This window comes from Desulfovermiculus halophilus DSM 18834 (genome assembly GCF_000620765.1).
Classification (GTDB): domain Bacteria; phylum Desulfobacterota; class Desulfovibrionia; order Desulfovibrionales; family Desulfothermaceae; genus Desulfovermiculus; species Desulfovermiculus halophilus.
The window spans coordinates 1-17,680 of sequence record NZ_JIAK01000024.1 but is presented as its reverse complement, the minus strand read 5'-3'; the positions used below and the strand labels follow the sequence as shown (position 1 = coordinate 17,680).

The window sequence follows — 17,680 nt, the reverse complement described above, 5'->3', positions numbered from 1 at the left end:
TTAGGTACAGACCCGTCTCTGGCGGCTTGTTGTCTGTTATCAATTATCAGTTATTTGTAGTCAGCAAGAAGCCGCAATCTTGGTCCAGCAAGAAACTGGGGAGTGGAGAGTAAGGGCGAATAATCATTCGCCCTCTTAGGTATGCTCATCTGAATCGTGCAGAGGCCGCTTACGACTCTGCCTGGTCTGGGCCCGGTTGTGAAAACCCTGCAGCTTGCGCCTGATGCTGAATTCTACAAAGGGCCAGAATATGTTCTCCAGTTCAGTATATCGAACATTCCGGCCCCTTTCTTCGATGGTTTCCACCATATCCTGATCCAGGTAGAAGCTGTTGCCCCCGGGATAGACAATCAAGCTTCCCGGATCCGAACCCAGATCATAGAGGGTCTGGCTGACGTATCCTCCCTGGTCTTGAATCGATTCCCGGATCTGATACCAGAACCGGCCGGACCACAGATAGCGGGCCAAGTACATGTGCAGTCCTACTGGCCCAGGGTGCAGGCCTCGCCGCCTTGACAATAATTGCGGATAAAGCGGCCGAGCTGCACGGCCACATGATAGCACTCTTTGCCGCTCATACAGGCCTCCACATCCGGCTCCTCCAAATGGGTGGACAGGGTCTGCTGCCCCTTTTGTACTGTGAGCAGCCAGGAATCCTGCCCCTGATCAAACTGCAGATCCATGTTCAGTCCGTATTTTTCGATTTCCGGGAACAGGGCCAGAACCTTTTGTCGGAGCTCTTGGTCATTGACGTGCATGGGGTCCTCCTCGCCTCGATGTTATCGAATATACAGCTTGTCAGAATAAATGAGACAGCACCTTCCATCTAATATTTAATTTCAACATGAGCAAGGGGAAGAATGCAATCAACTTTGACAAGGTATGGTTTTTCACTTAGCATCTCATCATGATGTATGGAGAGGAGGTGTCATGATGCGTACCACATTGACGATTGACGACCAAATCATGGCCTTACTCAAAGAGAAGGCCCATAACAGTGGAAAGTCCCTGAAACAGGTGGTAAACGAGGCTTTGTCTCTGGGTATAAATCATTTGGAACAGCCCGATTCCCGTGTTTATTCTCTTCAGCCTGCTTCCTTAGGCCAGCCGGGCTCAGGACTGAACCTCGAAAAGGCACTGGAACTGGCTGATGAAATGGAAAACAGAGCAATTTGCGACAAACTGGAGCAGAGAAAATGATGCTGGTTGATGTCAACCTTCTGCTCTATGCTGTGAATAGCGACCTTTCCAGACATGTCCAGGCCCGGACCTGGTTTGAGCAAGCCCTATCCGGAATAGAGAGGGTGGGCTTGCCCTGGATGGTTTTATTGGCCTTTTTGCGCATCACCACAAACCAGCGGGTGTTTGAGCACCCTTTGAGTATTGAAACTGCAAGCGCCTACATCGATGAATGGCTGCAGCAATCTGTCGTAACCATTGTTGCGCCTGGCCGCGCTCACTGGAATATATTGCGCAGCTTATTGTTCCTGCATGGATCCGGGGGGAATCTGGCCACAGACGCGCATATTGCCGCTCTGGCCATTGAACACGGGGCCCGGATTTATTCTGCTGATAATGATTTCAAGAGATTTTCAGGTGTGCAACATATAAATCCATTGGCTTCATAACCAATAAGTAGAAGTCTGGACAAAGTAGTGAAGGCTGTTGCCAGTTGTTAATGATCTGAATCCTGATTTTACCTGATAGACTCAACTGCAAAAAGTCGAAGACTGGGGTTAAATACACAAATTAGAGTTTACAACTCTTTGATTTCACTTAAAACTTCCAACTTAAAACTTAACACTGCCTGCAAAAACATATTTTTTGCAGGCGCATCATCAAGGAGTACTGTATGGATTTCGTTCGGATTTTACTTGCCATTCTCTTGCCCCCGCTGGGTGTATTCCTCCAAGTGGGCATTGGGCTGCATTTCTGGGTCAATATTCTGCTGACCATCCTGGGCTATATCCCGGGTATTGTACACGCGGTCTGGGTGATCGCCAAGAAATAGCCCCAGTCTGGATGCTGCCCGGCTCGGACAAAGTATCCGTCAGGAGAGCAGGATCCATTGCCACCCAGGCGGGTACGATAATGGAGGAGAGCATGAGAAGAGGAAAATCAGTGCTGTTTTTGGTCCTGGCCTGCACTCTGCTGGTTTCAGCCTGCGGAGACAAGGCCCAGCAGGGGACTGTGGCCGGAGGCTTGACCGGAGCCTTGATCGGGTCCCATCTCGGGCCGGACGATGACGAGCACAGACGGGAAAACGCTCTGATCGGGGCCGGGATCGGAGCCTTGTTCGGGTATGCAATCGGCAATGAGCTGGATAAGTACGACCGGACCCAGATCGGAAATGCCCTGGAATACAATCCCTCATATCAGAGCAGCAACTGGGTGAACCCTGATACCCGGAACAGGTTTCAGGCCACCCCTCGTCCAGCCTATCGTTCAGGGGGCCAAATATGCCGGGATGTGGTTATTGACGCTTGGGTAGACGGCCGGCGTGAGGAGGTCCAGGCCCGGGCCTGCCGTACGTCAGACGGACGCTGGGAGCTGGTGCAGTAGCCGGTCAGAGATGCACCGGCTCTTCGACACGGAAAGGAGCGACCACAGATAGAATGGCCTTCCTCTTTTGCTTAGGCAGCGGAGGATGTGAACTGCCACAAGAGGAAGGCGCCGGCTATCACGCCCAGCTCCAAAAACGAACCGGTCTTGATCAGCCCCAGGCCGCGCTTCCATTTCCCGCCCAGGGGATGGACCCACGGGATGCCGGTTGGGGTCAGGGCATCGAGGACACAATGCAGCAGGGCCCCGAACAAGAATATCTGCAGGGGGCCGTGGAGGAAAAGCGCAGCACCGAGGTAGGGCCAGGGCCAATGGGAAAACGTGCGGTGAGCGCTGCGCCACAGTGTCTTGCTCCCCAGGGCGATGAAGCGGTCGCATATGTCGGGAAGCATGCCGCCGGCGGTCATCACGGCTGCTCCCAGGGGCGAGAACCCCAGGGAAAGGCCGAAAAAGAAATTAAACCCCAGATGTGTTGCAGCCTTCATCTCGTCCCTGGACTGAGCGATTTTCTATCGTCATATGAGCGGTGGCCATGCGAAGTACACAAAATCCGGACCAACCGACATGCCTGCCAAGGCGCAGGCACGCTTGCGCTAACGAAGCATACAAACGATTTCGATACCGATACCGATACCGATACCGACTAGGAGTGGTTACCCAATCGGATCCAGATAACTAATAACAGTTTTTCATACAACGCCAAAGGAGAAGATGCCATGAAAACGCAAGGAAAAAAAGCCATTATTATGGTCGAGGACGTGTACAACGATTACGAGTTCATTTACCCCTATTACCGCCTCCTGGAGGCCGGCATGGAGGTGCAGGTCGTGGGGCCGGAGGCAGGGAAGACCTATGCCGGGAAATCAGGCACCTCGGCCACTTCCACGCTGAGCGCGGACAAGGCGGATGCAGCTGATTTCGATGTCCTGATCATCCCCGGCGGGTATGCCCCGGACCACATGCGGCGGCACAGGAGCATGGTCGATCTGGTTCAAAATATGGTGGAACAGGACAAGGTCGTGGGGGCGATATGTCACGCCGGATGGATGCTGGCCTCGGCCAAGGTTCTGCAGGGCAGAAGGATGACCTCGTTTTTCGCCATTAAAGACGACATGGTCCATGCCGGTGCGGAATGGACGGATGAAGAGGTGGTGGTGGACAAGAAGCTGGTCACCAGCCGGACCCCCGACGACCTGCCGGCCTTTATGCGCTCTGTGCTGGAGGTGCAGGCATGAGGCATTACCGCCGGGAACTGTGGTTTCATGTGCCGGGACGCAGGGAACTGATCAATATCACCCCCGAGGTCCAGAAATGTCTGGAGGAAAGCGGAGTCCAGGAAGGTCTGATCCTGGTCAATGCAATGCATATCACTGCCTCGGTGTTTATAAACGACGACGAACCCGGGCTGCATCAGGACTACGACGAGTGGCTGGAAAAGCTGGCCCCGCATGAGCCCGTCTCCCAATACCGGCACAACAAAGGCGAGGACAATGCCGATGCGCATATGAAGCGCCAGATCATGGGTCGGGAGGTGGTGGTGGCCGTAACCCGGGGAAAACTCGATTTCGGTCCCTGGGAGCAGATCTTTTACGGCGAATTCGATGGGGGCCGCAAGAAACGGGTGTTGGTCAAGATCATCGGCGAGTAGCAGATATGACCATCCCAAGTCTGCCTGCGCTTTGGCGGGCCTGGAGTGGAAAAGCATATACAAGGCCTGATTACAAGGCGATACAAAATCATTAAGCCCCGTTCAACGAATACGAGGCAATCGTTCAGACTCCCTTCCCAAAGTTCAGGGGCCTTGTCCCGCGAGGCGTTGACCAGCCATTCAGCTCACGGTTGGCGATGATCCCAGTGTTGGGACTGATTCGAAAAATTATCATCCAGCCGGAATCAGGAGGCCTTCAGCGCCTCGCGGGACAAGGCCCCCCTGAACAAATACAATGCTCGAGAGGATCAAGCGGCCTCCAGCGTCGATTCCGATCCCGATTTCGATCCCGAAGAAAGAAAATCTCGACAAACGGATGCACTGGACCCTCATTCTTCGCGCCAGTGATCCGAAGCGATGCGCACACCGATATGGCTTTGCCGGTGCTTGTCTGTGCCCACGATCCCGAAAGCGGCACGATAGATGGCAAGCGCTCATGATCAAGATCCCACTTTTTGTGTTCAGGAGCCGTCCCGGATCACAGCCCGGGATGACCCTGCTGCTTGGCTTTCAGGGGCTTTTCATGTACACAGGAGGGCATCTGCATATCTTTGTTCAAGGCGTTTGAGGATGAAGAAATACCAGGATCATTACTTCAAGAAAGCCAAGCAGGACAAGTATCCGGCCCGGTCAGTGTACAAGCTTCAGGAAATAGACAAGCGCTTTTCCTTGTTCCGCCCCGGACAGAATATTCTGGACCTTGGAGCCACGCCAGGGTCCTGGGCCATATTCGCGGCCAAAAAAGCCGGTCCCAACGGTCGTGTTCTGGCCGTGGACATCAACCAGACCGATACGCCGTTTCCTCCCCAGGTTGAATTTTTACAAGGGGACGTCCTCGATCCAAACGAGCCGCTGCGCTCAGAGATCGAACAGCGGACCCCGTTCGATCTGCTGCTCAGTGATATGGCCCCCAAAACCACGGGGGTAAAGCTCAGGGACCAGACCCGGTCTGTTGAGCTGGCCCTTGCGGCCATGCACATGGGCGCAGAGGTGCTGACCCCCGGAGGATCTGCGGCCATCAAGGTTTTTCAAGGCCCGGATGTCCCTGATTTTCTTGTTCAGATGCGCAGTGTCTTTTCCAAAACCAAGACCTTCAAGCCAAAGAGCTCCCGGGCGGAAAGCACTGAGATATTTGTCCTGGGACTGGGACGAAAAGAGGGATCGTGAACATCTGAAATGACATTTCATACCTGCCTGTTTGCGTCAATTCTTCGGACTGGGGTCCGAATTTTTTCATAAAGGAGGAGAGAATGTATGGCTGGACACAGTAAGTGGGCGAATATCAAGCACAGAAAGGGCCGCCAGGATGCCAAGCGGGGCCAGATGTTCACCAAGGCCACCAAGGAGCTCATGCTGGCGGCCAAGCTGGGCGGAGGAGACCCGGTGATGAACTCCCGCCTGCGCATGGCGATTGATGCGGCCAAAAACATCAATATGCCCAAGGACAAGATCGAGACCGCGATCAAGAAGGGAACCGGCGAGATCACTTCCGGGAGCATTGAGGAAGTTGTCTACGAGGGCTATGGGCCTGGAGGCGTCGCGGTTCTGGTCGAAGGGGTGACGGACAACAAGAACCGGACCGTGGCCGAGATCCGCAAGATTTTCAGCAAGGCCGGAGGCAATCTGGGCGAATCCGGGTGTGTGGGCTGGATGTTCCAGAGCTACGGGATTCTGGCCTTTGACAAGGAGAGCTATGACGAGGACCAGCTCCTGGAAGTCGGGCTGGACGCCGGGGTCGAGGATGTCATCGACGACGGCGATGCATGGGAAGTGCGGACCTCACCTGAGGATTACCTCGCGGTCAAAGAGGCGTTCGAACAGGCCGGGATAGAGATCCAGAATGCTGAAGTGGCCAAGATCCCGCAGACCTATGTAGAGCTTGATGTGGAGACTGCGGAAAAGGCCCTCAAGCTGTATGAGCAGCTGGATGAGCACGACGATGTGCATAAGGTGCATGCCAATTTCGAGATCCCGGATGAGCTCTATGCCAAAATGGAGGCCTAAAGGGTGGCCGGGGAACGGATAACCGTCCTGGGCTTGGACCCCGGCAGCCGATGTACCGGGTACGGGCTGGTCTGTGAAGAATCCGGGCAGCTGTCCTTGATCCGGACCGGGACGGTCCGGCCGCAGGCAGATCTTCCTCTCAGCGACCGCCTGGGGGCCATACATGCGCAGCTCAGCCGCCTTATAACCGAGTATTGCCCGGACGAGGCGGCGGTTGAAGACGTCTTCGTGTCCAAAAACACCTCTTCCGCCCTGAAGCTGGGGCAAGCCAGGGGAGCGGCCCTGGTGGCCTGCGCAGGCCACCAGCTTCCGGTCTTTGCCTATGAGCCGACCCTGATCAAGAAGACCCTGGTCGGTGCCGGCCGGGCGGACAAGTCCCAGGTTGCATTCATGGTCGGACAGCTCCTGGGCAAGCGTCCTGATTGGTCCAAGGACAGCAGCGATGCTCTGGCCGCGGCAATCTGCCATGTGAACCTCCGCCGTTGGCGGCACCTTAAGACCCGGACGGGGCAGCTTACGGCGGGCGCATGATCGGCTATCTGCGGGGTACGCTACTTGAATTGCGGGCTGGAAGCTGCCTGCTGCTGACTCCCGGGGGGGTGGGATATACTGTTCAGGCCGCGGGTCCGGTCCTGGAGCGCCTCCCGGAACCCGGACAGGAGCTTTCGCTGTACGTGCATACCGTCGTTCGCGAGGACGCCTTGGAGCTGTACGGCTTTCCGTCCCGGGCGGAACAGGAAACCTTTGCCCAGCTCATAGCGGTGTCCAAGCTGGGTCCCAAGACGGCGCTGGCCATTTTGGCCGTCTTCGATCCTCAGGAACTGAGCCGGGTGGTGCATACAGAAGACATTCAGAGCCTGACCCGGGTCTCCGGAATCGGGCCCAAATCAGCCAAGCGGATCATTTGGGAGCTCAAGGACAAGCTCCAGGCCGAACCCGCTGAGCTTTCGGAGCAGCCGGGTCCCATGCCCTCCGGGGCCCAGAGTGTTTTTGCCGATGCCCTGGCCGGGCTGGTCCATTTGGGATACGCGGAAGCAGAGGTGCGGCCCGCGCTGAGCAAAGTGCTGGAGAACGAGCCGGAGCTCATGGCCGGAGAAGCCATCCGGGCGGTGCTCAAGGATATGGCCCAGATCGGCTAGGGCCTGTTTATGGGCATGACCCGGCACGAGCGCAAGGTCTTCCTTGTAAGGAGCAGAGAAAGAAAATGGGTGCTGAGACAGAGGTCAGGGTAGACGAACGGATCCGGCCCCTCAAGCTTGAGGAGTTTATAGGCCAGGACGAACTGCGGGCCAATCTGGGGGTTTTCCTCCAAGCGGCCAAAGAGCGGGGCCAGGCCATGGATCACGTTATGTTCTCCGGAAACCCCGGTCTGGGCAAAACCACCCTGGCCCAGATCATCGCCAGTGAGCTCGGAGTGAACCTGATCAGCACCTCCGGTCCGGTGATGGAGCGCAGTGGGGACCTGGCCGCCATCTTGACCAATCTGCAGCGCCATGACGTGCTTTTTGTGGACGAGATCCACCGCATGCCGCCGACTGTGGAAGAAATTCTGTATCCCGCCCTGGAGGATTTCAAGCTGGATCTGGTTATCGGGCAGGGACCTGGGGCGCGCACAGTAAAGATCGACCTGGAGCCCTTTACCCTTGTGGGCGCGACCACCAGGATCGGTCTGCTGTCCTCTCCGCTCCGGGATCGGTTCGGGGTCTTGTTCCGCCTGGAGTTTTACTCCCCTGAAGACCTGGGACAGATCGTGCACCGCTCCTCCCGTATCCTGGGCATTGAGATCACGGATGGAGGCGCCCTGGAGATCGGTGTCCGGGCCAGGGGGACGCCGCGCATCGCCAACCGCCTCCTGCGCCGGGTCTGGGATTTCGCCATGGTCGCCGGGCAGCAGGTTATCGACAAGGAACAGGCCAGGACCGCCCTGGACCGGCTGGACGTCGATCCCAGCGGTCTGGACACCATGGACCGCAAGATCCTGCTGGCCCTGATCCATCATTTCAACGGCGGCCCGGTAGGAGTGAAGACCATTGCCACCGCATGCTCGGAAGAGGTGCGTACCCTGGAGGAGATCTACGAGCCCTACCTTATCCAGTGCGGTTTCCTGAAGCGGACCTCCAGAGGGCGGGTGGCCACAGGCAAGGCCTACAAACACTTAAAGATCATCGAGTAACTGGAGGCACCATGCGGGCAGTACAACCTGGGCACGAGATACTGTTCATCCCCCGGTCCGAGGAGATACTCAGGCTGCTGGAAGCCGCCGGCCGGACCTGCTACAAATCGGAAGACAAGATTACCGACGACTCGGCCGCCGGGTTTGTGGGCCGGATCGTGCGTTCCGGACATGAAAGCGTGATCGAGCACGCCAATGTCACGGTCAGGCTCATCGTGGACCGCGGTGTGAGCCATGAGCTTGTCCGCCACCGGCTGGCCGCCTACTCCCAGGAGTCCACCCGCTATGCCAACTACTCTCAGGAGCGTTTCGGCCGGGAGATTACCGTGATCAAGCCCTGTTTCTGGGAGGAAGGGAGCCCGGAATACGCCATTTGGGAAGAGGCCATGCGTCGTGCGGAGGAGGCCTACATGCAGCTTCTGGATCAGGGTGCGTCCCCGCAGCAGGCCCGGGCCGTTCTGCCCAACAGCTTGAAGACGGAAGTGGTGATGACCGCCAATCTGCGGGAATGGCGGCATGTATTCCGCCTGCGCTGCCAGAAGGCCGCCCATCCCCAGATCCGGGAGGTCATGCTCGGGCTTCTGGATGATATGCACAGCCGCATTCCGGTGCTTTTCGACGAACTGGCCCAGATGTTCGCCGAAAGCACGCCCTGTTGAGCAGGATCCCCGGGCGCGGTCATCGGGCCCCGGGCTGCTTTTTCTCGGAATGGCCCAGCAGAAAGTATATGATACCCAGAACCAGCAATGCCCCAATCAGGAGACCGAAGGACCATGGGTCCTTGCCCTCGAGGCTGGCCACGAATATCTTGCGGATAAAGGCGACCATGGCCAGGTCCACAAATATGCGGACATGAAACTTGCCGCCCTTGAGCTGTTCAACCTGGGCATGGAGCAGCTCGACCATCATCCACAGGATGAGCAGGGATCCCAGTGCTCTGATCACGCCCTGCTCCACGTCCGAGCTGAGCGCAAAGTAGATGTCCGTGCTCAAAAGGGCGGTCACGCCGGCCGCCAGAAGCAGGAGCCCTACCATGAGCACGAGGTTCAATCCATGCATGATCCGTTCCGCCCATCTGACCATCCAGTATTCGGCCCGCTTGGATAAAAATACCTGTTTCAGCTCAGCCTCCCGGTAGGAGCTGGTCATGATATCCAGACTGATGTCCAGGACCTTGTTCAATGTCTCCAGGAGGGAGTCCATGGAGCGGGTGTCGGATACGGATTGAAAGAGTATCTGCTGGCAGTAGCGGCGGACAAAGTTCATCGATGCATTCACATAATGTCCATCCAGCCCAATGCGCACATGCGTTTTGCCCACCCGCTCCAGCTTCAGATGCAGCCGGTGATCGAATGGAGAAGTGAGAATGATTTTCAACCAGAATTTAAATGTTGTTTTGCGCTTGTTTATGGCCTCCTGGGTGGGAAAGAACTGGGCAGTATAGGGGGCTTCCTCCAGCATGGCGTAAAAGTCGCTTGCAAATTGTTCCTTTTCCGGAAGGATGAGTTCTGCCAGCTTGCGGCGGTTTTCCTCGTCTTGCTTGGTATAGCTGTAATGATTGAGCAGGTCTTCAATGGACGGCATGTTCCCTCTCTTTGCAGGTATGTTGTGTATGGTTGGCTGAACTCCCGGATGCGGGGCAATCCTTCTGCACCTTCCGCATGAGATCGATTTTTGTCTTAGCGGTTTCTATTTCAGAATCTTGGCGTTCACGGCCACGATGACTGTGGAGATGGACATGAGAATCGCCCCCACGGCCGGACTGAGCAGAATGCCCATCGGGGCGAGCACGCCGGCCGCCAGGGGGATGGCCACGGCATTGTAGCCTGTGGCCCAAAACAGGTTCTGCACGGTTTTGCGGTAGGTGGCCCGGGAAAGGCGAATCAGGTTGAGGACATCCAAGGGGTTGGACCGGACAAGGATGATATCCGCGGTTTCAGCGGCAACATCGGTCCCGGCCCCGATGGCGATGCCCAGGTCGGCCGTGGCCAGGGCAGGGGCGTCGTTGACCCCGTCCCCGGTCATGGCCACGCGCAAGCCCTGGTTTTGAAGTTCTTTGACCTTGTCCGCCTTGCGGTCCGGGGGGATTTCGGCGAAGTACTCGTCCAGCCCCAGTTCTTGCGCCACCGAAGCAGCTACTTTGGAGTTGTCTCCGGTGAGCATCATGACCTTCAGGCCAAGCCGCTTGAGCTCGGCAATGGCCTGTTTGGACTCCTCGCGGATCACATCGGCCAAGGCCACGGCACCGGCTGCCTGGTCCTGAACAAGGACCAGGACGACGGTTTTTCCTTCTTCAGCCAGGCGGGATACAGCATCTTGGTCAAAAGATATGGAGTTCTCCCGCGCGTAATCCGGGCTGACCACCGCAACATCCCTCTCCTGGACCAGCGCCTTGGCTCCGCGGCCGGGGATGGCTTCAAAGTTTTGTGCTTCCGGGGGCTGAGCGGTTGATTCGGTTATCCCCCTGGCGATGGGGTGTTCGGAGTGGGCTTCCACCGCTGATGCGAAGTTGAGAAGCTCCTGTTCGGTCATGTCCGGGTCAAAGACCAGGACATCGCTGACCCCGAAGTTGCCGGTTGTCAGGGTGCCGGTCTTGTCGAACAGGACGGCCTGGATCTTCCTGGCCCCCTCGAATGGGGTGCGGTTGCGGATGAGGAAGCCGTTCTTTGCGGCCAGGGTCGTGGATACGGCCACGACCAGGGGGACGGCCAGCCCCAGGGCGTGGGGGCAGGTAATGACCATGACCGTGACCGTTCGTTCCATGGCGAAGACAAAGTCCCGGGTGGACAGTATGAGCCAGGAGGCCATGGTCACGGCTCCCGCTCCGAGGGCGATAAAGGTCAGCCACATGGCCGCCGTGTTGGCCAGATCCTGGGATCTGGACTTACTCTCCTGGGCCTTGCGCACTAAGTCGATGACCTGATTGAGAAACGAATCATCTCCGGTTTTGCCCACTTCCACGCTCAAGGAGCCTTCGCCGTTGACTGCCCCACCAATGACAAGGTCCCCTTTGTTTTTGCGCACCGGCTTGGATTCGCCTGTGAGCAGGGCCTCATTGACAGATGACGATCCTTCCAGAACCGTTCCGTCCACCGGGATTTTCTCTCCGGGGCGGACCAGGACCCGGTCCCGGACCTGCAGATCGCTGACCGCCGTATCCGAAATATTGCCCTGGGCATCCAGCCTATGCGCCTGCCCAGGGACCATGCGGGCCAGCTCTTCCAGCGCTCCGGAAGCGCCCATGACCGAGCGCATTTCAATCCAATGGCCCAGAAGCATGATGGCGATCAGAGTGGCCAGCTCCCAGAAAAAGACCTTTCCGGGCATGCCCAGGGCCACCAGGCTGGAATAAACGTAAGCCACGCAGACGGCCATGCCGATAAGGGTCATCATGCCCGGCTGTTTCTTTTTCAGTTCGTTGACCAGGCCGGTGAGAAACGGCCATCCGCCGTACACAAAAATGGCAGTGCCCAGGCCGAAAAGGATCAGATACCGGCCGGTAAAGTCCGCAAGGCCCTTCAGGCCGAACAGGAAGTGCAGGGTGGGGGAAAGGGCAAGGATGGGCGCTGTCAGAATCAGGGTAATCCAGAATCTTTTTTTGAAATCCTGGACCATGTGTTCGTGGTGGTCGTGATGGCCGTGCGGCTTGTTCTGCTCATGATGGGAATGGGAGTGCTGATGCTGTTCCATAGCTGTCACCTGTTGAGTCTTCCTGATTGCATATCAAAACCAAAAGCGCAGTCCGGCCACGAAAGCAGCAGAATCCACATCTCCTCCTTCCTTGTCAATATTGTGCGCGGTTTCGCCGACCTTTCGATTCCAGGTAACCCCTACGTACGGAGCAAACTCTCTGCGAAGGTGATACATGAGCCGGCAGCCTAGAGTCACGTCCGTAATTCCCTGCCAGGTTTCGTATTCCGGCACGTCCTGGATAGAGAGACCGGCTTCCAGCCGGGGGGCCAGGGCCAGCCTTTGGGTCACAAGCAGCTCGTACTCGGCTTCAATTTTGGCCGAGACATCGCCGTCCTCGCTCACATACCCGGTTGCGTCGATTTCGATCCACTGCGGGGCCAGACCCTGGACCCCCAGGGCCAGGAAGGATCGTGATGGGCTGGGCTTAAAATCATGTCTGATTCCGGCCCGGAGATCCCAAAATCGAGAAATGGTCCGGCCATAGAGCAGCTCTACCCCGGCCTCTTCCACTTGATCCTGGTCCAAGGAATACTCGCCTTCGCTTTCCACAAAAAACTTATGGTCGTCGTTGCCCACCCAGCCCATCACATCCCAGAGCAGGAGCTCTTCATCCTTTTCCCGCCACTGGTGTTCAAATCGATCGGCCTTAAAGGTGGCAAATGCCTTATTGTCATGGATTGGCTGCATGCCAAAGTTTTTCTGGGGTCCTTCCTGGCCGTTTACAGCGTACTTCTGGATACCTTCGCCCACCTGAGGATCGGTTTCCACGTCACGGTAGTCAGCCGGATATTTATGTTTTCCGGTTTCCTGGGCTGAACTGTCTGAAACCTGGACAAGGCAGACCAGGGACAGGCACACGAACAGGGCCATCATCAGGTATCTCATCAGACGTCTCCTTGTATCAGGCAACACGAACAACCTGGAACATTCCGGCTTCCATGTGGTAGAGCAGGTGACAATGGAAGGCCCAGTCTCCCTTTTCAATCGGGGTGATCAGGGCCGAGAGCACTTCGCCCGGCTTGACCAGGACGGTGTGCTTGAAGGGCAGCCTGTCGGCCCCGTTTTCCAGCTGCATCCACATCCCGTGCAAATGGATGGGGTGATCCATCATGGTGTGGTTGACCAGAAAGAGGCGCAGCCGTTCATTGTGCCGAAATAGGTATGGTCCTGGATGTTCGCTGAATTTCATTCCGTCAAAGGAGAACATGTACCGTTCCATGTTGGCGGTGATGTTGATGGTCATTTCCCGGTCCGGCTCTTTTTTGTAGGGCTGTGCTTCGGCCGATACCAGGTCGTCGTAGACCAGAACCCGCCATCCGTCGCCGCCCAGGCCCAGACCGGGCTCATCCATGCGATAGCTGGGATTGTTGATGATCATGGCCGTGCTGGCCGAGCCCTTGCGGTCCGGCAGGAACGGTTCCGGGCCGTTGGGGCCCGGGATGCGGGGATCCTGTTTGGGCAGGTCCGCATCCATGGACATCTTTTCGTGGCTCATACTTCCATGTGTCATCCGGCCGTGATTCATGCCCCCGAAGATGGAGTCGTCCATCATACCCATGCCGATGTCCTCAAGGGAACGCACCGGACGCTTGCGCATATCCGGGACCCGGGCCTCCAGTCCCGGCTCCGGAGACAGGGTGCCCCGGGCATAGCCGCTGCGGTCGATGGACTCGGCGAACAGGGTGAACGGCCTGTCATGTATGGGCCGGACCAGGACGTCGTAGGTCTCGGCCACGCCGATGCGGAACTCGTGCACCGGGACCGGTCGGACCGCCTTTCCGTCCACCATGACCACCTCCATGTCCAGTCCTGGAATGCGCACATCATAGTTGCTCATGGCCGAAGCGTTGATGAAGCGCAGTCTGATGGTTTCCCCGGGGTTGAACAGGGCGGTCCAGTTCATGGCCGGGGAGTGTCCATTCATCAGATAGGTGTATGTGGATCCGGTCACGTCGGCAATGTCCACCGGACTCATACGCATCCTGCCCCAGGCCATGCGTTCGGCCAAAGTATCATGCAGGCCGCGTTCTTTGATGTCCGCAAAAAAATCGCCCACTGTGCGCTGCTGGTAGTTGTAGTAGTGGCCCAGCAGGTTGATGTGCCGGAAGATGGCTTCCGGCTGCTCAAAGGACCAGTCCGAGAGAACCACCACGTAGTCCCGGTCAAAATAGAACGGCTCCCCGTCTTTGGGGTCGATGATCAGCGGACCGTAGGAGCCGGACTGCTCCTGCAGAAAGGAGTGGCTGTGGTACCAATAGGTCCCGGCCTGAATGACCTTGTAGCGGTACGTATAGCTTTCTCCGGGCGGGATCCCGGCGAAGTTGACTCCGGGCACGCCGTCCATGGGGAAAGGGACCAGGATGCCGTGCCAGTGGATGGAGGAATGAACGCTGTCCATGAGGGCGTTGGTCACCTTGAGGACCACATCGTCGCCTTCCCGCAGACGGACCAGAGGCCCTGGAACCGTCCCGTTTATCCCGGTGGAGATCCCCTCCCGGCCGTCGATGACAATGGGTGAGTATCCAATGCTTAGGTCATAACGGCTCTTGGCCGCGGGCAAGCCTTCCAGGCCCCATTTGTCCGTCCTGGCCCAGGAGGGCAGGGGAAATGCGGCCTGCATCCCGGCCACAAACACGGAAGCGCCCAGTCCTTGGAGGAAGCTGCGCCGGCTGAATTTTTGGGATGTGCTCATATATCCTTCCTTCATGCTGCGGGTAGGTGTTCCAACAGGGACCCTCTGCAACCAACCGCTCAATCCAGCTTTCGAGCAATATATACCCCGTAGCTGTAATACGATTTATATTTCTCATACAGCTCTATTTCTTTGTTCTCTGCTTCGACTATGGCGCGAGCTTCGGGACTGTGCCCATTTCGCTTTAAAAAATCCGTAAAGCTGTCCTGCAGGGGACGATAAAAGTTCTCCACCCAGCAATGCTCCGGCAAGACAAAATAGCCGATTGGAGAGTATCCATTTTGCTCCAGGATGCTCATCTTTGAAGATGCCACATCGATCTCTGGATATTCGTTCTCCCAATGGTTCTGGATTGTTACAGGACGGGTGTTTGTCATCCAGGTAATCTCGGAAACGACGAGCAATCCGTTTGGTTTCAGATACTCATGCCAATCTGATATTCCTTTTTTGAATCCAATATTGTATATCGCACCCTCAGACCAGATAATATCGAACTCTTGTTCACTAAAAGGCAAACTTTCCATTGAGCAACAAAGCGGTGTTACTTTATTCGAAAGCCTTTGAATTTCAGCTTTACTTTCCAGTACGTCCAGAAAATCTTGTAGAAAATCAACTGCCGTGATGCAAGCATTCAATAGGCGGGCAAGTATGAGTGTGGAAGCCCCGGTCCCGCAGCCTATATCCGCAATCTTTAAGGGCGCATTGCGGTCTATTGCAGCCAGGTTAAGCGCTTTTTCGGTTTCTGCATCCCCGCCCGGCCCTTGCCTGGGGATTGCTTTGTATAGGTCTGCCAATAATTGAAGTTCATCCATTATTTTCTCGTCTCCGGTTTTGAACTCAAGCCATTAAAGATTTTCAATACGGTCCTTTATAATAATTCAGCGTATATCCTGGACACTGTCCGGTCAATAACAGCATCGTCTGGCTGGCGGTTGCCGCTTCAGCGTTCAGATTTTCGAGCATCTTTTCAGCCAAAACGGTTGAATGCGGTAATCTGCTGTGCTTGGGTAGAAAACAAAGCTTAAAATAATTAAAATCAGTAGGTTAAGAATATAATTTGACATGGTATTGATTCTTATGTTGACATCCTGCAAAAATATAATACTATTTTGGTAGGTATTTGTTCATGCCTTAAAACAGGAGGTACGCATAATGAAACGGTTTTTGATTGCGGCAACGGTATTGGCAGTTATGGTCAGCGGCGGCCTGGTTCTGGCCCAGCAACAGGGGGCAGGACAAGGCCAGGGCTATAGTCCCCAGGGACAAGGCTGGTTTTGCCCCTGGTGCGGACAGAATGGTCCGCAGGGGCAGGGCATGGGACCCGGTATGATGCAAGGACAAGGCAGGATGCGCGGCGGCCAGCAGGGGATGAATCAAGGTTGTCCGTATAATCAGCAAGGCATGCAGCGTGGATGGGCACGCGGACAATACGGTCCCCAGACTGGACAACAGCAGCAGCCGGCCCAGCCTTTGCAGGCAGATCAGGCCAGGCAGCTTGCGGAGAACTATGTGGCTGGAAACCCCAACCTGAAGGTGGGTGAGGTCACTGAGAATGACGAGCAGGGTGCTTTTGTGGCCACTATTGTCACCCAGGACGGATCTTTGGTGGAAAAAGTGCTCATCGATAAAGAGACCGGCTGGATGAAAAGGCAGTATTAATCAAGGTCGCTGGAAACAAGCCAGCAAAGGGCCGTGTCAGTTGGACGCGGCCCTTTTTTATTAGATACCGTACAAAGTTTTCTCCGGCGGCTGCTTTTTCTTTTCATAGTTGTTCAAAAAGACGTCAAGGATCTCGGGATCGAAATAGATCCCGGCCTGGCTTTTGAGGAATTTTGTCCATGGCATTGGTGTATCCAGTATTAGGCCATAATTTGTGATAATTTCTCTTCCTCTCCCAAAATGAGCAATATATCTCCAGCCTGAAGTTCCCGGTCCGCCTTGGGAATAAAGTTGAAATGTTCTTTTCGTAATGGCTTGATGGCCACAACCTGGAGCTCATACGTGTTGGTTAAATTCAGCTCCCGCAAGGTCTTGCCTGCCCATTCCTTGACTTCCAGTTCCCGGACCAATATCCCTTCAGCCAAAGACAGGTAGTCCACAACCCCTGGAACCACAAGTTTGCGTGCCAATCCCTGGGCTGCGAATCGTTCTGGAAAGACCACCTCCTCCACACCGAGCTTTTTGAGCACAATCTCGTGCTCTTCGCTTATGGCCTTGACCCAGACTTTTTGAGCCCCAATCTCCTTGAGATGAAGGGCTATGAGGATGCTGGCCTCCATGGATTTGCCCACGCTGACCACCACATTGCCCATCTCGGCAATTCCCAGTTGTTCCAGGGCAATCTTGTCTGTTGCGTTGGCCTCAAAGACCTTGGTCAACACCTCCTGGGCCTGTCTGACCTTGGCCTGATTGATGTCCAGCCCAACAACTGTATGGCCCATCTCCACCAGGGATTTGCCCACATAGTATCCGAAGTTGCCCAACCCGATGATTCCAACCTCTTTTTTGGCCATTTCTCCTTCCTATGTGTTACCGCCGACACACACCGGACCCACCCATGCCGGGTTTTAAAGAGACCCACTCTGCTACCTGTTGATATCCCATGCTAATTTCTTCCCCATTTTTCGAGTCATCAGTCATGGTTGGTTACCGTTGAATTATTTAGCAACAAATTGTAGACAAGGCCCTATTTTCACTACCCCAGCGCCCTGGGAGTTCATTTGGTTGCTATTTTCGCGCATAGCTGAAGCGTCATAGGCCAAAAACAAAGCTTGTTTGGTGAGCCCATGACCTGTGAAAGCACTTAAGACAGGAATAAAAAAAAGCTCAGGCCTGTTTTCCAAACACG

The 17,680-nt window shown here is 55.9% G+C and carries 24 protein-coding genes; 13 read left to right on the top strand and 11 right to left on the bottom strand.

The genetic code is table 11. From position 1 onward, the window contains the following. Positions 1-135: 135 nt before the first annotated feature. Complete coding sequence (locus N902_RS0111420) at positions 136-474, bottom strand: hypothetical protein (protein WP_027371043.1); 339 nt, start codon at positions 472-474, stop codon at positions 136-138. A gap of 8 nt (positions 475-482) precedes the next feature. Next, positions 483-758, bottom strand: a complete 276-nt coding sequence (locus N902_RS0111415) for a hypothetical protein (protein ID WP_027371042.1) — start codon at positions 756-758, stop codon at positions 483-485. A gap of 172 nt (positions 759-930) precedes the next feature. Here N902_RS0111415 and N902_RS0111410 point away from each other — a divergent pair, with 172 nt between their 5' ends. The 4 genes from N902_RS0111410 to N902_RS0111395 all read left to right on the top strand — a co-directional run bounded on the left by N902_RS0111410 (position 931) and on the right by N902_RS0111395 (position 2,562). Beyond that, positions 931-1,200 carry a hypothetical protein gene (locus tag N902_RS0111410; RefSeq protein WP_208596319.1) on the top strand — a complete coding sequence of 90 codons (270 nt, stop codon included), beginning with the start codon at positions 931-933 and terminating at the stop codon, positions 1,198-1,200. After that, on the top strand, positions 1,197-1,628 hold the full coding sequence (locus N902_RS0111405; protein WP_027371040.1) for a type II toxin-antitoxin system VapC family toxin: 432 nt from the start codon (positions 1,197-1,199) through the stop codon (positions 1,626-1,628). Before N902_RS0111410 ends, N902_RS0111405 begins: the two co-directional genes overlap by 4 nt. A 224-nt stretch (positions 1,629-1,852) precedes the next feature. Beyond that, positions 1,853-2,011 carry a YqaE/Pmp3 family membrane protein gene (locus tag N902_RS19285; RefSeq protein ID WP_034622623.1) on the top strand — a complete coding sequence of 53 codons (159 nt, stop codon included), beginning with the start codon at positions 1,853-1,855 and terminating at the stop codon, positions 2,009-2,011. A 92-nt stretch (positions 2,012-2,103) separates the two neighbouring features. After that, positions 2,104-2,562 (top strand): YMGG-like glycine zipper-containing protein, encoded by a 459-nt coding sequence (locus N902_RS0111395; RefSeq protein ID WP_027371039.1) that lies wholly within the window; start codon positions 2,104-2,106, stop codon positions 2,560-2,562. Positions 2,563-2,633: 71 nt separating this feature from the next. Here N902_RS0111395 and N902_RS17575 read toward each other — a convergent pair whose 3' ends face one another. Next, entirely contained in the window at positions 2,634-3,047 is a 414-nt protein-coding gene (locus N902_RS17575) for a metal-dependent hydrolase (protein ID WP_051564535.1), read from the bottom strand. 231 nt (positions 3,048-3,278) lie between these two features. Here N902_RS17575 and N902_RS0111385 point away from each other — a divergent pair, with 231 nt between their 5' ends. The 8 genes from N902_RS0111385 (at position 3,279) to thyX (ending at position 9,106) form a co-directional block, all read left to right on the top strand. Then, positions 3,279-3,797 (top strand): type 1 glutamine amidotransferase domain-containing protein, encoded by a 519-nt coding sequence (locus tag N902_RS0111385; RefSeq protein ID WP_027371038.1) that lies wholly within the window; start codon positions 3,279-3,281, stop codon positions 3,795-3,797. Continuing rightward, entirely contained in the window at positions 3,794-4,210 is a 417-nt protein-coding gene (locus N902_RS0111380) for a secondary thiamine-phosphate synthase enzyme YjbQ (RefSeq protein ID WP_027371037.1), read from the top strand. The genes N902_RS0111385 and N902_RS0111380 overlap by 4 nt, the downstream gene beginning before the upstream one ends. Positions 4,211-4,840: 630 nt before the next feature. After that, positions 4,841-5,437 (top strand): RlmE family RNA methyltransferase, encoded by a 597-nt coding sequence (locus N902_RS0111365; protein ID WP_027371036.1) that lies wholly within the window; start codon positions 4,841-4,843, stop codon positions 5,435-5,437. An 87-nt stretch (positions 5,438-5,524) separates the two neighbouring features. Then, a complete protein-coding gene (locus tag N902_RS0111360; RefSeq protein WP_027371035.1) occupies positions 5,525-6,274 on the top strand; it encodes a YebC/PmpR family DNA-binding transcriptional regulator in 750 nt (249 codons plus the stop codon). A gap of 3 nt (positions 6,275-6,277) precedes the next feature. Beyond that, positions 6,278-6,805, top strand: a complete 528-nt coding sequence (gene ruvC / locus N902_RS0111355; RefSeq protein WP_027371034.1) for a crossover junction endodeoxyribonuclease RuvC — start codon at positions 6,278-6,280, stop codon at positions 6,803-6,805. Beyond that, positions 6,802-7,413, top strand: coding sequence for a Holliday junction branch migration protein RuvA (gene ruvA, locus N902_RS0111350; protein ID WP_027371033.1), 612 nt, complete (start codon positions 6,802-6,804; stop codon positions 7,411-7,413). The genes ruvC and ruvA overlap by 4 nt, the downstream gene beginning before the upstream one ends. A 65-nt stretch (positions 7,414-7,478) precedes the next feature. Beyond that, positions 7,479-8,447: a Holliday junction branch migration DNA helicase RuvB gene (ruvB, locus tag N902_RS0111345; RefSeq protein ID WP_027371032.1), complete on the top strand. Its 969-nt coding sequence runs from the start codon at positions 7,479-7,481 to the stop codon at positions 8,445-8,447. Positions 8,448-8,458: 11 nt separating this feature from the next. After that, positions 8,459-9,106 carry an FAD-dependent thymidylate synthase gene (gene thyX, locus N902_RS0111340; RefSeq protein WP_027371031.1) on the top strand — a complete coding sequence of 216 codons (648 nt, stop codon included), beginning with the start codon at positions 8,459-8,461 and terminating at the stop codon, positions 9,104-9,106. Positions 9,107-9,125: 19 nt separating this feature from the next. Here the strand turns inward: thyX and N902_RS17570 are convergent, their stop codons facing one another. From N902_RS17570 to N902_RS0111315, 5 genes are all read right to left on the bottom strand, one after another. Next, on the bottom strand, positions 9,126-10,031 hold the full coding sequence (locus N902_RS17570; protein WP_051564534.1) for a protoglobin domain-containing protein: 906 nt from the start codon (positions 10,029-10,031) through the stop codon (positions 9,126-9,128). Positions 10,032-10,136: 105 nt separating this feature from the next. Beyond that, positions 10,137-12,137, bottom strand: a complete 2,001-nt coding sequence (locus N902_RS0111330) for a copper-translocating P-type ATPase (RefSeq protein ID WP_027371030.1) — start codon at positions 12,135-12,137, stop codon at positions 10,137-10,139. 33 nt (positions 12,138-12,170) lie between these two features. Continuing rightward, positions 12,171-13,025: a copper resistance protein B gene (locus N902_RS17565; protein WP_051564533.1), complete on the bottom strand. Its 855-nt coding sequence runs from the start codon at positions 13,023-13,025 to the stop codon at positions 12,171-12,173. Positions 13,026-13,041: 16 nt separating this feature from the next. After that, positions 13,042-14,832, bottom strand: a complete 1,791-nt coding sequence (locus tag N902_RS0111320) for a copper resistance system multicopper oxidase (RefSeq protein WP_027371028.1) — start codon at positions 14,830-14,832, stop codon at positions 13,042-13,044. A 59-nt stretch (positions 14,833-14,891) separates the two neighbouring features. Continuing rightward, complete coding sequence (locus tag N902_RS0111315; protein WP_027371027.1) at positions 14,892-15,644, bottom strand: class I SAM-dependent methyltransferase; 753 nt, start codon at positions 15,642-15,644, stop codon at positions 14,892-14,894. Between the two features lie 340 nt (positions 15,645-15,984). Here N902_RS0111315 and N902_RS20220 point away from each other — a divergent pair, with 340 nt between their 5' ends. Next, on the top strand, positions 15,985-16,491 hold the full coding sequence (locus tag N902_RS20220) for a hypothetical protein (RefSeq protein WP_027371026.1): 507 nt from the start codon (positions 15,985-15,987) through the stop codon (positions 16,489-16,491). Between the two features lie 60 nt (positions 16,492-16,551). Here N902_RS20220 and N902_RS20530 read toward each other — a convergent pair whose 3' ends face one another. The 3 genes from N902_RS20530 to N902_RS20215 all read right to left on the bottom strand — a co-directional run. After that, the gene (locus tag N902_RS20530) at positions 16,552-16,677 is read right to left on the bottom strand and encodes a hypothetical protein (RefSeq protein ID WP_279614661.1); all 126 of its coding nucleotides are present in this window, start codon (positions 16,675-16,677) and stop codon (positions 16,552-16,554) included. A 14-nt stretch (positions 16,678-16,691) separates the two neighbouring features. Beyond that, the gene (locus tag N902_RS0111300) at positions 16,692-17,345 is read right to left on the bottom strand and encodes a potassium channel family protein (RefSeq protein ID WP_027371025.1); all 654 of its coding nucleotides are present in this window, start codon (positions 17,343-17,345) and stop codon (positions 16,692-16,694) included. 144 nt (positions 17,346-17,489) lie between these two features. Next, positions 17,490-17,680: hypothetical protein (locus N902_RS20215; RefSeq protein WP_034622621.1), on the bottom strand; the 191-nt coding region annotated here is incomplete at its 5' end.

What these genes read in the sequence shown, in the direction of transcription:
- N902_RS0111420 (WP_027371043.1), bottom strand. Translation starts at nt 474, where the DNA reads ATGTACTTGGCCCGCTATCTGTGGTCCGGCCGGTTCTGGTATCAGATC.
- N902_RS0111415 (WP_027371042.1), bottom strand. Translation starts at nt 758, where the DNA reads ATGCACGTCAATGACCAAGAGCTCCGACAAAAGGTTCTGGCCCTGTTC.
- N902_RS0111410 (WP_208596319.1), top strand. Translation starts at nt 931, where the DNA reads ATGATGCGTACCACATTGACGATTGACGACCAAATCATGGCCTTACTC.
- N902_RS0111405 (WP_027371040.1), top strand. Translation starts at nt 1,197, where the DNA reads ATGATGCTGGTTGATGTCAACCTTCTGCTCTATGCTGTGAATAGCGAC.
- N902_RS19285 (WP_034622623.1), top strand. Translation starts at nt 1,853, where the DNA reads ATGGATTTCGTTCGGATTTTACTTGCCATTCTCTTGCCCCCGCTGGGT.
- N902_RS0111395 (WP_027371039.1), top strand. Translation starts at nt 2,104, where the DNA reads ATGAGAAGAGGAAAATCAGTGCTGTTTTTGGTCCTGGCCTGCACTCTG.
- N902_RS17575 (WP_051564535.1), bottom strand. Translation starts at nt 3,047, where the DNA reads ATGAAGGCTGCAACACATCTGGGGTTTAATTTCTTTTTCGGCCTTTCC.
- N902_RS0111385 (WP_027371038.1), top strand. Translation starts at nt 3,279, where the DNA reads ATGAAAACGCAAGGAAAAAAAGCCATTATTATGGTCGAGGACGTGTAC.
- N902_RS0111380 (WP_027371037.1), top strand. Translation starts at nt 3,794, where the DNA reads ATGAGGCATTACCGCCGGGAACTGTGGTTTCATGTGCCGGGACGCAGG.
- N902_RS0111365 (WP_027371036.1), top strand. Translation starts at nt 4,841, where the DNA reads ATGAAGAAATACCAGGATCATTACTTCAAGAAAGCCAAGCAGGACAAG.
- N902_RS0111360 (WP_027371035.1), top strand. Translation starts at nt 5,525, where the DNA reads ATGGCTGGACACAGTAAGTGGGCGAATATCAAGCACAGAAAGGGCCGC.
- ruvA (WP_027371033.1), top strand. Translation starts at nt 6,802, where the DNA reads ATGATCGGCTATCTGCGGGGTACGCTACTTGAATTGCGGGCTGGAAGC.
- ruvB (WP_027371032.1), top strand. Translation starts at nt 7,479, where the DNA reads ATGGGTGCTGAGACAGAGGTCAGGGTAGACGAACGGATCCGGCCCCTC.
- thyX (WP_027371031.1), top strand. Translation starts at nt 8,459, where the DNA reads ATGCGGGCAGTACAACCTGGGCACGAGATACTGTTCATCCCCCGGTCC.
- N902_RS17570 (WP_051564534.1), bottom strand. Translation starts at nt 10,031, where the DNA reads ATGCCGTCCATTGAAGACCTGCTCAATCATTACAGCTATACCAAGCAA.
- N902_RS0111330 (WP_027371030.1), bottom strand. Translation starts at nt 12,137, where the DNA reads ATGGAACAGCATCAGCACTCCCATTCCCATCATGAGCAGAACAAGCCG.
- N902_RS17565 (WP_051564533.1), bottom strand. Translation starts at nt 13,025, where the DNA reads ATGAGATACCTGATGATGGCCCTGTTCGTGTGCCTGTCCCTGGTCTGC.
- N902_RS0111320 (WP_027371028.1), bottom strand. Translation starts at nt 14,832, where the DNA reads ATGAGCACATCCCAAAAATTCAGCCGGCGCAGCTTCCTCCAAGGACTG.
- N902_RS0111315 (WP_027371027.1), bottom strand. Translation starts at nt 15,644, where the DNA reads ATGGATGAACTTCAATTATTGGCAGACCTATACAAAGCAATCCCCAGG.
- N902_RS20220 (WP_027371026.1), top strand. Translation starts at nt 15,985, where the DNA reads ATGAAACGGTTTTTGATTGCGGCAACGGTATTGGCAGTTATGGTCAGC.
- N902_RS20530 (WP_279614661.1), bottom strand. Translation starts at nt 16,677, where the DNA reads ATGCCATGGACAAAATTCCTCAAAAGCCAGGCCGGGATCTATTTCGAT.
- N902_RS0111300 (WP_027371025.1), bottom strand. Translation starts at nt 17,345, where the DNA reads ATGGCCAAAAAAGAGGTTGGAATCATCGGGTTGGGCAACTTCGGATAC.